The 14,579-nt window shown below is 46.4% G+C and carries 9 protein-coding genes; 6 read left to right on the plus strand and 3 right to left on the minus strand.

Features of this window, described 5'->3' with window-relative positions:
• Nucleotides 1–161: 161 nt before the first annotated feature.
• The 3 genes from Q7V32_RS03530 (at nucleotide 162) to Q7V32_RS03540 (ending at nucleotide 7,682) form a co-directional block, all read left to right on the plus strand.
• Nucleotides 162–2,477 (plus strand): CHASE domain-containing protein, encoded by a 2,316-nt coding sequence (locus Q7V32_RS03530; protein WP_304895604.1) that lies wholly within the window; start codon nucleotides 162–164, stop codon nucleotides 2,475–2,477.
• Nucleotides 2,478–2,677: 200 nt separating this feature from the next.
• Entirely contained in the window at nucleotides 2,678–3,868 is a 1,191-nt protein-coding gene (locus Q7V32_RS03535; protein ID WP_304895605.1) for a hypothetical protein, read from the plus strand.
• Between the two features lie 346 nt (nucleotides 3,869–4,214).
• Complete coding sequence (locus tag Q7V32_RS03540; RefSeq protein ID WP_304895606.1) at nucleotides 4,215–7,682, plus strand: SbcC/MukB-like Walker B domain-containing protein; 3,468 nt, start codon at nucleotides 4,215–4,217, stop codon at nucleotides 7,680–7,682.
• Between the two features lie 191 nt (nucleotides 7,683–7,873).
• Here the strand turns inward: Q7V32_RS03540 and Q7V32_RS03545 are convergent, their stop codons facing one another.
• Nucleotides 7,874–8,476 (minus strand): nitroreductase family protein, encoded by a 603-nt coding sequence (locus Q7V32_RS03545; RefSeq protein WP_304895607.1) that lies wholly within the window; start codon nucleotides 8,474–8,476, stop codon nucleotides 7,874–7,876.
• A gap of 323 nt (nucleotides 8,477–8,799) precedes the next feature.
• Between Q7V32_RS03545 and Q7V32_RS03550 the strand changes: the two genes are divergently transcribed.
• The 3 genes from Q7V32_RS03550 to Q7V32_RS03560 all read left to right on the plus strand — a co-directional run bounded on the left by Q7V32_RS03550 (nucleotide 8,800) and on the right by Q7V32_RS03560 (nucleotide 11,709).
• Entirely contained in the window at nucleotides 8,800–9,399 is a 600-nt protein-coding gene (locus Q7V32_RS03550) for a hypothetical protein (protein WP_304895608.1), read from the plus strand.
• A 355-nt stretch (nucleotides 9,400–9,754) separates the two neighbouring features.
• Entirely contained in the window at nucleotides 9,755–10,621 is an 867-nt protein-coding gene (locus Q7V32_RS03555; RefSeq protein ID WP_304895612.1) for an HprK-related kinase A, read from the plus strand.
• Nucleotides 10,621–11,709 carry a nucleotidyltransferase family protein gene (locus Q7V32_RS03560; protein WP_304895609.1) on the plus strand — a complete coding sequence of 363 codons (1,089 nt, stop codon included), beginning with the start codon at nucleotides 10,621–10,623 and terminating at the stop codon, nucleotides 11,707–11,709. The genes Q7V32_RS03555 and Q7V32_RS03560 overlap by 1 nt, the downstream gene beginning before the upstream one ends.
• A 222-nt stretch (nucleotides 11,710–11,931) precedes the next feature.
• Here the strand turns inward: Q7V32_RS03560 and Q7V32_RS03565 are convergent, their stop codons facing one another.
• Both Q7V32_RS03565 and Q7V32_RS03570 read right to left on the minus strand, forming a co-directional pair.
• Nucleotides 11,932–13,998, minus strand: a complete 2,067-nt coding sequence (locus Q7V32_RS03565; protein WP_304895610.1) for a TonB-dependent receptor — start codon at nucleotides 13,996–13,998, stop codon at nucleotides 11,932–11,934.
• 293 nt (nucleotides 13,999–14,291) lie between these two features.
• The coding region (locus tag Q7V32_RS03570; protein WP_304895611.1) for a LysR substrate-binding domain-containing protein at nucleotides 14,292–14,579 on the minus strand (288 nt) is incomplete at its 5' end.

Genomic DNA, 14,579 nt, shown 5'->3' on the forward strand with positions numbered 1-14,579 from the left:
GCGGAGCAGTTGACAGCGATCCAGCGCTGGTACCGAATCTTGAGTTTAGCGCTGGTTAAGTATCTCAAGGGGCGTCAATTGCAGTCGCCGGAATGCCTGTCAGCGCCTGCTTAGTGGATTCAACCGCTCTTTTTAGGATAATGATCAACCCAGGAGGGGCGATGACAAATAAGACAGTGGGCAACAAAGCCTTAACCCGTTACAGGGATTTTTCCCCGGCTTTTATTGTGTTGTTGATTTCGCTGCTGGCGTTATTCATGGTCACACACCAGATCAATGACCGCTATCACCAGCGGTTGATGGATCATTTTAATTTTGAAACGGAGCGCGTCACCACTATTATTCGTGAGCGCATGGCCTTGCATGGAAATACCTTGGTCAGTGCTGCCGCTTTGTTTGCGGCCAGTGATAACGTCACTCGCCAAGACTGGGCTCAGTTTGTCGGCATGCTGGGACTGGAACAGAATCATCCCGGCTTGCAGGGCTTGGGGTATTCTGTATGGATTCCCGGCGCGCAACTCCAGCATCACATTGAGACCATTCGTCAACAAGGTTTTCCTTATTACGAGGTCAATCCTGAAGGTGACCGCGAAAATTATTCCAGTATCATCTATCTCGAACCTTTTTCCGGACGTAATCTTCGGGCGTTTGGTTATGACATGTTTGCTGAGCCTGTTCGAAACAAGGCGATGGAGCGGGCGCGCGACCGGGCCGAGTTGGCCTATACCGGAAAGGTCACGCTTTTACAAGAAACCAGCGAGGATGTTCAGGCCGGGATGCTGGCTTATTTTCCTGTATATCGTAATGGCACTATTCCGCAAACGTTGGAACAACGCCGTGCCGCATTGGCCGGTTGGGTATACAGCCCTTACCGGATGGCTGATCTTCTGGATGCGATACTGGGCAAAAAACTGTTTGGCCTGCATCTGGAGATTTTTGATGCTGATAATCTCAGTATCGACGGCTTGCTCTACGACAACAGGCCAATTATCCATCCGTCTGAATTGTCTGCCCTGCAAAATGGTGCGCCCAGTCGAATGCTCCGTCTGCATTTGGGCGGCCATTACTGGACGCTACGCTACACGGTACTGGCTGAATTTGAAAAAAACGCGCAATTCTCATCTCCCTGGGTAGAAATATCGACCTTATCGCTGGTTGGGGTATTACTTTTTTTCATTACCCTGGCTTATATCAGTGCCCGTCGCAATGCAGGCATGGCGCAACATTTATCCAAGTCATTACAGCAAAGTGAACGCCGGTTCCGGCGCCTATTCGAAAATACGCCTGTTGCTTATCTGGCCCTCGATATCCATGGATGCATGCTAGATTTCAATCCGCAACTCTGCACTTTGCTTGGCTATACAGCCGATGAATTGCAGGGAAAAAAGCTGTTTGAATTAATGGCACCTGAGAGTCGGCAGGTGTTCGAGTTTAAACTGCAAATGCTGGATCACTACGGCACAATGGAAACAGAACTTTCGCTGTCGAGAAAATCCGGACATCTACTGACGGTTATTCTCGATGCCCGGTTGCAGAAAAATAAATCCGGCCAAAGCATTGTTCACTGTATTCTGACTAACATCACTGAACGCAAGCAGGCCGAAATCAAGCTGCAGCTGGCTGCCAGGGTATTCAGTGAAGCTCATGAAGGCATTACTATCAGCGACGCCGACGGTACCATCATTGATGTCAATCCAACTTTTAGCGCGATAACAGGCTATCCGCACGATGAAATGATCGGTAAAAATCACCGGATTATGAAGTCGGGGCGTCATGATAAGGATTTTTACCGAGCACTTTGGCACAGCCTGCAGACAAACGGACATTGGCAGGGTGAAATCTGGGACCGGAAAAAAAACGGGGAACTTTATGTCGTCAATCTAACCATCTCTGCGATGCGTAATCAGAATGGAGAAATTGTTAATTATTTAGGGCTGTTCTCTGATATCACCCAAGCCAAACTCCAGCATCAAAAGTTGGAAAAACTGGCGCATTACGATGCTTTGACGGACTTACCTAATCGTATTCTGTTCTCCGACCGTTTTAATCAAGCGCTGGCGCATTGCAAGCGAGATAAAACCATGCTTGGCGTGGTCTATATGGATCTGGACGGCTTTAAGCAGGTTAACGACAACCTGGGGCACGATGCGGGCGACCAACTCTTGATTGAAGTAGCCGGACGGTTGAAATCCTGTTTGCGGGAAGGTGATACTGTTTCGCGACTGGGCGGTGACGAATTTGCGTTGCTAATGAGCAGTATCGAATCCAGGGCACATTGCGAACTGGCGCTGCAACGAATTCACCATGCCATTAGTGAACCTTATACCATTGGCGGACAAAGCGTAAAAATCGGCATAAGCAGCGGCGTAACCTTGTATCCGCTGGATAAAAGCGATCCAAATTTCCTGCTGCGCCATGCCGATCAGGCTATGTATCGAGCCAAACAGCAGGGCACCAATCGTTTTGAGTTCTTCTAGGCTAATGAACATTGATCATTACATGCCTTAATGAGCTCTCACCGGCCAGGTAATCCATTCCGGACTTCGACTGTGATGATACAAATTTACTAAAGCATCTTTATACTCAGGCGGTTTATTGTATCAACCGATCACCATCCGTTATTATTGGCATACTCAATCGTTCATTATCTGGGCTTAACTCCTGAATACTTGAAATTATGAAAAATAACTCTAAATTGCCACTTCCCGATGACTTTTCCCTGGTTTTAGGTGGACCGCTGTATCAGCTTTTTATCCGTGCCCGCTTAACGACCCATACGCTGGATTTGGTCAAACGTAGAGTGATCATCATTTCCCTGTTTACCTGGTTTCCGTTGCTGTTTCTTTCTGCGTTGGCTGGCGATGCACTGGGCGGCGCCGTTAAAGTCCCATTTATTTATGATGTGGATGTACACGTTCGATTTCTTCTGGCCTTGCCATTAATGTTGGTTGCGGAAATCGTGGTTCACAAACGCATGAGTCTGACTATCCAGCAATTTATCGAGCGCAGAATCGTTTCGCCTGAAACTCGCCCGGAATTTGATGCATTGATCAGCTCAGCAATGCGTTTGCGCAATTCGGTGGCGATCGAAGTCATTCTAATTGCTCTGGTGCTAACTGTGACGCATTACCTGTGGGCCAGTCAGATAGCGCTGGAGTCAGCAACCTGGTATGCCTCGATCACGGATGGGCAACGCCACTATTCTTTGGCAGGGTATTGGTTTGGCTATGTCAGTATTCCGGTTTTTCAATTCTTGTTAGCACGTTGGATTTTTCGCATTTTCATTTGGGCTCGATTTCTTTGGCAGGTTTCCCGGCTGGATCTTCATCTTGTTCCTACGCATCCAGATCGTGCAGCAGGACTCGGGTTTCTCGGGGGAAGTGCCGCGGCATTCATGCCCTTGCTGTTGTCTCAAGGCTGTTTGCTGGCAGGACTGATCGCCAACCAGATTTTTCATGAAGGCAAAACGCTATTGGACTTTAAACCCGAGATCGTGGCCGGTGTGGCTTTTTTCTTGATACTCGTACTCGGTCCTTTGTGCGTATTCGCGCCTCGTCTCGCACAGGTCAAAAGGCAGGGATTGCTTGAGTATGGCGCACTGGCGAACCGCTACGTTCGTGAATTTGAGGATAAATGGCTGCGCGGCGGTGCACCGCTGGATGAGGCTCTGGTCGGTAGCGGCGATATTCAATCCTTGAACGATTTGGCCGGAAGTTTTGACATTGTGCAGACCATGCGGCCGTTTCCGTTCAGTAAAACAGTTGTTCTACAAACCGCTATTACAGTTCTGGCTCCTGTGCTCCCCTTGACCTTGACAATGATTTCCCTGGAAGATTTGCTTAAACGCTTAGTGGGGGTTTTATTATGATCCGGGTAACCTGATTAAAGTAATCGTGGATTCATCGAAAGGAAAATCTTGATAGGTCTTCTTCATAAAGGCTCAGACAAACGAGTTCTATTGTTAAACCAGCAAATTCTCAGTTTGATACTTTCAGTGTCATTTTGGACTGGGAAAAACCTTTTGAGGAATGCCGTACCCCCTTCCTCGGGGGCTTGACAGCAACATCCCTGTTGCCAACATCCTCAAAAAGCGTCCTTAGCCCTTTCTTTCATAATTGCTGTTGTTAAACCCCGGGTAGGAAAAAAAGCCCTTAGGGCGCTATAATGCCCGGGTTTAAAAAACTAACCCGGGTGCCGGACAAAGCCGCCAATCAATGAAAATACTTACACTTCACTTTAAGAATATTAATTCCTTAGAGGGCGAAAACCGCGTTGATTTTCAGTGCGCGCCTTTAAATGAGGCGGGGGTTTTTGCGATAACCGGGCCTAACGGATCAGGCAAATCCAGCATTCTGGATGTGATTACCCTAAGTTTGTACGGTGAAACTTTCCGTTTTGACCGACCTGCCCAGCATGTGATGACACGTCATACGGCAGAGAGCTTCGCATCGGTTGAATTTTCAGTTGACCAAAAGATTTATAAAGCGACATGGATGGTTGAACGGGAACAGCAAGACGCGGGAGGCCGCATAATGGCGCCGACAATGAAGCTGATACGTTATGACGAAGAGCAGGAAATGCTTTTGGCTGAAACGCAGCATTCGGTCTGTCAGCAGGTGACTGAAATCACCGGAATGAATTTTCGCAACTTCACCCGTTCCATCATGCTGGCTCAAGGTGATTTCGCCGCTTTCCTGAATGCGCTGGATAATGAGCGTATGGATATTCTCGAAAAAATCATCAGTGCCGACATCTATACCGATTACAAAAACGCTATTTTCAATAAAGCTGAGCAGGAACAAGCGACGCTGGCCTTGCTCAATGAGGAAATTTCAGCGCTTGATCTGCTGCCAGCCGAAAAGCAGGAAGCTTACGAATATGATTTGCACGATTTCAAAGATCAATTGGGTGAATTGACAGAACAACAAGCCGAATTTAAAAAACAGCAAGCCTGGCTGCAATCTTTGGCATCATCAGAACATCGACTTGAGCGTTTAAGTGTCGAGAAAGAAAAACTGAATGTTCAGCTTGGCGAGCAGCAGCAATTACTTGAGCAAATAGAACAAAATCGGGCCGTTTCAGTTTACAAAGATGCGTGCACTGCCATTGAGGAACAGCAAAAGGCCATTGAATCATGTCGTATTGCTATTTCCGCCTATGATCAAGAAATTAAACAGCTGTCTGACCTGCTTGCCACTGCATCGGTTGACTCCGGTCGTCTGGCAGAGAAACAAGCGATTTCTTTTGAGGATCAACAAGCCGCAATAGCAGAGGAAAGGTCAGCTATTGAGCAGTATAGGCTTGAAAAACAATCCGAAGCCTTGCAACTGGACTCATTGAATCTCCAGTTGAACGAGAAACAGGCGGTTTTGGTCACGGTGGATAACTGGCTGAGTGAGCATGCCGTCGATGTCAATCTGATCGATAATTTTCCGGAAACGGGAAAATTAAAAAATCTTAGAACTCAGCTGAGTTCATTGAATGACAAGTACAAATCTACGGCAAAACTGACGGCAAATTCCGCCAGGCAACTGGGTAAAAACAAACAGGCAATCGATTCCACTTCGCGTGCCATTGCAAAATTAAAAATCAAACTCCAAAATTATGAAAATCAACTGGAGAAAATCGCCTCCGGTTACGATGTCACGCAATTGGAGGAATTACTGGCTGACCAACGCGAGCGAATTCAGGATTTTGGTGATCTTTACAAACTCAGCCAGGAACATGCTCGGCTGACCCGCTCGGGCTTCAGTTTGTTCGGCTTGTTCAGGATCAAGGAAGAACAATCCTCAGATGAACTTGAACTTGAATTGCAAAGGTATCAGGACGATTTACAGCGAGAGGAGAATATCCGAAAAGCTTTGGAAGCCGCCGTTACCAACGAGGCACTGGTAGCAAAAATGGCGTTCGATCGAGAGCATTTGGTCGATGGCAAACCGTGCCCGCTATGCGGTTCTGTTAATCATCCTTATGCTCACAAACCGCCCGTTTATGGGGATTCAAAAAAAGCGCTGGCTGACCAACGCGCTAAAATTCAGGCTTTACTGGCAGGATCGGAACGTCTTAGTCAGCAAATCAAAGCCGTAACCAAACAAAACGAAAACAGTAAAGTCAACCGAGAAAGAGTCAGGCAAATACGGGCTAGTTGGCTGACGCTTTGTAATCGCCTGAATGCGGCCAGCGAAGATCTGAATATTGACAACAGCCGAGCCATCAGGCGTTTGCTTAAGACGGAAGTTACCGAGTTTAAAAATATCAATGCCCTGGCTGCAAACTATCGTCGTCAACTCAAGCAGATTGAGCAAATTAAATCGCTGATTGCCAAGCGTGAAAGTTTTATTGAACAAATGCAACAAGGCATAGAAAACCTTGAAATGCAGCGTCAGAACCGGCCTCAAGAAGTCGTAGAGCTGGAACAGACGCTGGACCAGCTCAAGGCCGACGAGCAAGCGCTAACGACAAAGGTACTGGAACAACTGGCTTTGGTCGGAGAGACTATGCCTGCAAAGGGTAAGGAAGACCTGTTTTTTGATCGTATGAACCAGCGCCGCCAGGATTATCAAAGCTATGCGTTGCGGCAGAAGAATCTGCACAACGAAATTGCCGATTTGACCGGAAAAATGAGCCTCTGTCAGGCCAAAATAACTGAATTGGCTGAAAAGCTGGAAAGAACATCGCTACGCTTGAAGTTTGAAGAAGCCGCCGGTCTCCATTTGGCTTTGGTGGAAAAGCAAAAACTGAGAGCTGAAAAGGAACGTTCATTAAATCAATTGACTGAACAGGTGACGGATCAAATAAATCAGCTGCAAAATGAACTCGCAGGAACGGCCTATAACACGGTTGCCGAGGTGATTGCGCTTCAGCATTTATTGGCCCGCAGACCCGAAATAGAGCAACGGCTCAATGCCTTGTCAATGGAGTTGAGTCAGAAAGAAGCCGAGCTGATTCGTTTGCAGGAACAAGTGGACGCAGAGCGTGCTTATGAAATGACCGGATTAACGGATGATGAGTTGCTGAAAGAGTTGGGCGGCATCGCCGAGAAAATCGATATCACCGGGCACGAAATAACGCATCTGGAAAAACTGCTGGGCAGGCAGCTTCAAATGATGCAAAAGTATGAAGTATTATCCGCCAAGCAGCTTGCCCAGGAAGAAATTGTCAAAGAAAGTCTGGCCGAAGTGAAGTTGCTGGAGCAAGAACAAGGCTCCGTATTCAGACGCAAAGTACAAAATAAAATGGCCGAACAATTGTTGACCCGGGCTAATCTGATGCTGGAAAAAATCAGCGGCCGCTTTTATCTGAGACAAATGCCCAGCGAGCAGGGCTTGGCACTGGAAATTGAAGATACATATCAGCAAAACGCCCGCCGAGCCCCCAAAACGCTATCCGGCGGCGAGAGTTTTGTAGTCAGTCTGGCCTTGGCGCTGGGCTTATCCGAATTGGCCAGCAATGGACGTTCGGTTGAATCGCTGTTTTTGGATGAAGGCTTTGGCAGTCTGGATGCCGAAACGCTGTATATCGTCATTTCGACTCTGGAGGGTTTGCGGACTCAAGGCAAAATGGTCGGTGTCATTTCCCATGTCGAAGCAGTTCACAAACGGATAAAAGCGCAATTGCAAATGGTTAAAAAACCTAACGGGATGAGTGTGTTGCAAAATGTATTTGAGCCTGAAGCCGTGTAAGGGCGAATAAATCAACCGTCAAACACGAGCTCCTTACCATCAAGTCGCCGAATTGCCTCGAAAATAAAAAAATAAGAAGTAGGATGTGCTGAGTAACGAAGCGCATCGCTCGCGAACGATGCGCTTCACGCTTTTCAGCACATCCTACACACAGTTACGTTAACTATTCACTTTCCCTTGCGGGCTTTTTTTCAAAAAGTATCAGTAAAAACCACCTCTTCCCTGCTTAACTGTCCGCCTCTGGGTTTTGCCGGTTGGATGGCCTTGCCAATGGCTACGAATAGGGCGATAACATGGTCATCGGGTAGCTTGATGAGCTTGGCGACCTGATCAAAATCAAATCCGTCCATAGGACAGGAATCATAACCCATGGCTTTGGCGGCCAACATCAGTGTTTGTGCAGCAATGCCGCAGGAGCGCATCGCTTCATCGCGCTGGACGTGCTCTTTGCCGCGATAGTATTCGTCTATAGCGGGAATCAGATAATCCTGAACCTCTTTTGACGCATTGGCCCAATAGCGTTCGGGCTGTTTTTCCCAAGCTTTTAAATCGGCACATAGCACAATCAATAACGAAGCATCAGTCACCTGCGCCTGGTCCCAAGCCGCCGCTCTGATTTGGCTGCGTAATTCAGGATCTTTGACGACAACGAAACGCCAGTGTTGAATATTAAAAGCGGTGGGCGAAAGCATGGCTAAGGACATCAAACCGCTAATTTCATCATCGGTCATACGATGGTTCGCATCATAAAGCTTGACCGCTCTACGTGCTTTGATCGCCTCTAATGTGTTCATAAGTTATCCGCTAATGGCAGTAATTTTAAAATGGGGGAATTGTAAATCAGTGCTTTGACGCTGAACAGGTTGATAATGGGTGATGAGTCCTCCGGCTTCACTCAGCAATAACTTGCCGAATCATGAATCTCTGAAGGCTGTTTTGAAAAATCGGATTAAGGCAGCATAAATTACATGGTAATTAATGGAAAAGTGACGTCTACTTACAAGCATTAAGATGGAATATATGCTGGAGCGTACTAACGTGCAATATACTTTAGATTGATGCTTTGGTAGAATTCAACCACTTTCAAAATTGTTTTATCTACTTCCAGGCACAATCTATGAAAAATCAAGATATTACTACTGATAAAAAACAAGATGTTGATAAGAAAAGGCGGTCTTTTACAAAAGCCGGTCTAGCTACACCTGTTATTGCTACATTGGCGAGTCGGCCGGTTTTCGGCGCGCAATGTTTGTCTCAACAGCTTTCCGGGAATATGTCGCAGGTTGGCACTGGAAGTTGTAATCAGGGAAACTTAAGAACCTATTGGTTAGATCCGATATTGAGCGCAACTCAAAATCAGAAGACCTGGACATGGAAAGGAACACAAGTTTTGATATACGGTGAGTACCAAACCCCTAATACTCCTACTTCCCCTTGTACTGATCCCTCCAAATGGTCCAAAGGGAAATTATTTAACCAGGTTTTTGTAAGTAATAGTGGCTATGCTGGTTCGTCGACAAGCAGCAAATCAATAAGAGAAGTTTTATGTACCGATGACTATTTAGGAAACTTCGCAGCCGCTTATCTTAATGCTCAGTCAGTAGCAAATTATGTTTTGACAACACAACAAGTTCTTGGCTTGTGGTCAGGTAATTTCAGTGCTGCCTTTCCTACTATAGGCGATGCTGTCACTTTTCTGAAATCAACTGGAACTTAGAGAGAGTTTAATAATTGGCTCCAAACTTTTTTTTTCAATTTGTATCTTATGACAGTCAAATTAGGTTTCGATACTGGTTTGATGAGTGCGCTGTTTACAATCCTTTGACTGGTGACACTCATTTAGTAGACGATGCCTTCGGAAATATGCTGCAGAAATTTTGCGATAACCGGTGGTCTCAAGCTGAGTGTAAAGACTTTTTTGCTGAGCAATTTAATTTTGAGTCTCCCGCCGAACTTGAGGATGGATTTAAGCTATTTTTGAGCAACTGCCGATATCTCAATGTGCTGGAATTTGAAGAAAACGTGCTCAATTGAAACTGTCATCCTTATCAACGCATACGTTAAAACAATCGTTGGGAAATCACTTAGGCATTAAATTAAAAATAGGTGGCTTCCACATTTGTTTGACCTCATCAATTGATAATGTCACTCAGCATTTGATTAATCTTTACGGTGATTTTGAGCTACTACACGACGATGACTTTATTGACTTTCACGTTGAACTGAATGCTCCTTCACTGGCCCGCCGATTATTTAGGCCTCAAGTCAGTTTTTCATTTGATGGTCATGTGCCGTTTAAACCCTTGCCTTATGATCAAGCCGCTGCGATGTTTGAATGGGGTCTCAACTGGTGTATCGCCAATCATTCCAATCAGTATCTGATTATTCATGCAGCTGTCGTGGAACGAAACGGTCAGGCTTTTATATTTCCGGGAACACCCGGTAGCGGTAAAAGCACTTTATGTGCAGCATTGGTATTAAGCGGTTGGCGTTTGTTATCCGACGAGATGACGCTTATATCAACAGTCGACGGAATGGTTCACCCTGTACCTCGGCCTATCAGCCTTAAAAATCAGTCCATTGATGTTATTCATCATTTCTCTGACCAAGCGTTTATTGGTCAAGTTGTCAAAGATACGGCCAAAGGCACAGTCGGACATCTGCGTCCCCCCAACGCTAGCATTGAGCAGTCAGCTATGCCTGCAAAGCCTACCAAATTGATATTTCCCAAGTACAAAGAAGCCTCAGAGACTCAGCTGCTGGAATTGAGTAAAGGTAAATCCATGATGCGTGCGGCGGAAGATTGCTTTAACTACAACGTGCTTGGTTCTCAAGGGTTTGATGTATTGGGTAATCTGATCGATCAATGTGATTGTTACACTTTTGAATACAGTCAACTGACTGAAGCAATTCAGCTTTTTACACAGTTGACTGATTGATGAGAATGCCTGTTGCTGCTTTTTTAAGAGATGTATTTATTAATCCGCACTGCGTTGAAGATTATCATTTGCAGCAATGGGACTTGTTGATACGCCAGGCACGTTCAGCCAATGTTTTAGTCCGATTGGCGGAAATGTTCAAGGAAAGTGCCCTTTTCGATGCCATTCCGGATAAGCCTAGAATGCATTTGGAGTCTGCGTGGATTCATGCTCAACGATTCAAATTATCTTTGATATGGGAAATAAAATGCATTGAGAAAGCCTTGCTACCCATTGATGAACCGATTATTTTTCTGAAAGGCGCGGCTTACCATCTTGCCGACAATCATGCAGGAAAGGGCCGACTTTTTTCAGATATCGATATTCTGGTGCCAGAGAAAGCTATACCTGAAGTTGAGCGAGCCCTGATCAAAGGCGGGTGGATGACCAATACCTTTGATCCTTACGATCAACGCTATTACCGTGAATGGATGCACGAAATTCCTCCGATGAGGCATTTAAAACGGCAAACAACCCTTGATGTTCATCATAATATTTTGCCTAAAACCTGCAAATTTTGCCCCGATAGTAAAAAACTACTGGCCAATATCGTCCAGACGGGTGAAAACAATACCTGGGTTCTGGCGCCTGAAGACCGGATTTTGCATAGCGCAACCCATCTTTTTCATGAGGGTGAATTGGAACAGGGTTTCAGGGATTTGTCGGATTTGGATTTGTTGCTCAAAGAATTTGCAACGCACCCGGATTTTTGGAGCACCTTGCTATTGCGTGCCGATGAGCTTAAACAACGTATTCCGCTTTATTATGCATTACGTTATACGCATGCCATTTTGGATACGCCGGTTCCCCAGTCAGTATTGGATCAGTCTGAAAAGTATTTAACAGGCCGCGTTCGAAGAGCTTTTATGGATTTCCTGTTTTTAAGAGCTTTAATGCCGAATCATGCCAGTTGCAATGATAGGTGGACCGGTTTTGCGCGTTGGTTAATTTACATTCGATCTCATGCGCTCAAAATGCCAATAAGGCTGCTGATTCCGCATCTTTTAAGAAAAAGCTTCAGACGATTCAGCAGTAAGGATACTCATTAACGCGGTTAGGTCAATTTAAGTGTGAGGTCTGAAAAGTTTAGCGGGACAACAAAAGCTTAATTTTTAGCAAGGGTTGCGTTAAAAGTTAACGTCTTTCCGGCATGGATTGCCGGAAACCAGTATCCAGGGATGGGAAAGGCTGTTGCACGTCCTTGTGTTCAATATCCCGGCAATCCCGGCAATCCCGGTCAGGCTGACGCCTTTCAACCATTCAACTGATTTTTAGAAAACAACCCTAACACCCAATTCAACCGCTCTTCCCGCATCCGGTGCTGTATTGCGTAAGTAGGAAACGGAGTGGCGAATGGTTTGATCCAGTAAATTATTGGCTTTGACAAACATCAGGAAGTCGGTGGTTTCGCCTGCGGCTATTTTGTAGCTGGTCGTCGAATTTAATAACCAATAGCTGTCTGTTTCCGTCTCGTTTTCACCCGGCTTGTCCTGTTCTTCCGCGCGGGTGAGGCGTAGGTTGGTATCCCAAACTTGATGTGTCCAGCCTAATTGCATGCCATAACGCAGCGGCGGCATTCTCGGGACGTCCGAACCATCGGTAAAGCGTCCACGCGTGTAATCGCCGAAAAACTGAGTATCCAGACTGCCGTAATGCGTATCCAGCAGCGGAACGGTCAGTTGCGCTTCAAAACCCTGAAATTCGGCATCGCGTTGTCCGGCCCGGTAAACCGGTAAGTCATCCTGTTCTTCGCCGGTATTGATTCTGGCGATGTAGTCCTGGGCCCAGTTCTGATAAAGGTTAAGATCCAGTTTGGCCCATTCTCGATCGATATGAAACCCTAATTCCAGATTGTGCGCGGTTTCTTCAATCAGGTTCTCGTTGCCGATATCATAGCTTTGCGTGGCCAGGTGAGGGCCGTCAGAGTAAAGCTCCTGAACATCGGGTGCACGCTGTGCCCGGGTGAATGACAAACTGACCGAATCCTGATCGGTTAGATTCCAAAGCGCGGAGGCTGAGCCGCTGACTGGGGTGTGAGAAGAGGATTTTCGGCCATCGGCGTCGATGAATTGTTGTTCTACTCGGGCGCCAAATTCAAAGGTAAGTGGGCCGGTATGAATATCCTGGACGGTAAAAATGCCGTAGCCGTTAATGTCGGAACGCGGCACAACCGCTTCAGCACCTTTTGCTTCAAACTCGCTGTTTTTGGTTTGTGCCCCTACAACCCCGTGATCGAAAAACGCCCAGGGCTTTTGTATTAATTCAACCCGGCTATCAAAGCCTCTGTTGGTATAGACCGTGCCGGTTTTACCGTTTTCCAGTTCGGCATGTTGGTAATCGTTATAACCGAGACGCAAGCGCAAGCTATCGGCGAATGCAAACGGGTCTTTGATTTCGCTTTTCATGTCGTAACGGGTTTGTTGTAGATCGATACGCACCGATTCAGGTCCTTCATCACCATGTTCTTCAGGGTCGCCATCCTCTTCTTCATGATGTCCATGAGCGCCGGGAGGAACGCCGTAATTGTTATCCAGATAGTTGACCGAAAAACCGATAAAGCCCTTTTCACCTATTAGCGAGAAACCCGCTGTACCGCTATAAGTCCGGCTGTTGGTGTTTAATAAGCGGCCCCGGCTGTTGAAAACGTCTTCTTCGGCATCATGATCGTCATGACTTGCGGCTTCTTTCGATTCATCAATGGCAAGACCTGGAATTTGCATGGGTATAGATTCTCTGAACATGCCGTCAAAATGAACCGCGAACATGTCTTTGCCACCGTCCAGCCTAAAGGCGCTGGTTTTTCCTTCGTTGACAAAGTTATAGCGTTGCTCGGCTGCGCCTTCTATCAGCCGTTCCGGCACTTTGTCGGGTATACGATTATCGATGACATTGACCACGCCGCCGATAGCGCCGCCGCCATAGAGTAAGGTCGAAGGGCCTCTTAACACTTCAATGCGATCAGCCCAAAACGCTTCGGTACTGTTGGCATGATCAGGGCTTAAGGCCGAAGCATCGAGACTGCCCAAGCCGTTTTGCAAGACTTGCGCCCGTGATCCGCTTTGGCCCCGAATGACCGGTTGGCCTACGCCCGGACCAAAAGATTGGCTATGAATGCCCAGTTCGTTTTTTAACGTATCACCCACTGTACTGCCTGCTTTTAGTCTTAAATCATCGCCTGATAATACAGTGACGGGCAGAGCGGTATTTGAGGTTGACTGCGGCAGTGGCGTGCTGATGATCATTTTGCCGAAATCAATCGGTTTATGGTCATCCGCGTTAACTGGAATGCTGGCAGTTCCGGCAGATAAAAATAAAATTGCACAGGATTTAGGATTCATGGTTCTGGATAGTAAATTAATTGAAATGATTGGCTGCCTTACAAATCAGCACTTAATTTAGCTTTTAAGCGGATTTTGCCAATAATCAAGAAAGTGGATGGAATTGGAGTTGAGTCATAATTTATGCAATATTATAACATATTACAATCTTTTTCCTGATTAGCGAGCTGTTTCAGCTAAATTCATAAGCCCGTCATGCCCGCCCGGAAACCCCCTGTGTCAGGATAGTTGTCGCCATCCATCAAGCTAAGCCAAGATGGCTTTCGTCAAAATTAACTTACCGCAATTTGATCTCAGTTTGCGTTTGAAGTGACCACTAACTGCTCAATAAAAAACCGGGAATAAGACGGCAAATAGCTGTGTTTTAAGTAAGCAAACTTGGTTGTCGATTCGGGTATCAAGCCCTTTAGGTCCAGGGCCAGCAAATCTTTATCCTTGCCTGCCTCATAGGACATGCCGGCGATAATGCCAACCCCAAAACCCAGGCGGACATAGGTTTTAATCACATCGGAATCGGCCGCGGCCAAGGTAACATCGAGCGCTATGTCCGCATCTCCAAACGCTTTTTCAATATTGCTGCG

The organism is Methylicorpusculum sp. (assembly GCF_030651835.1).
Taxonomy (GTDB): domain Bacteria; phylum Pseudomonadota; class Gammaproteobacteria; order Methylococcales; family Methylomonadaceae; genus Methylicorpusculum.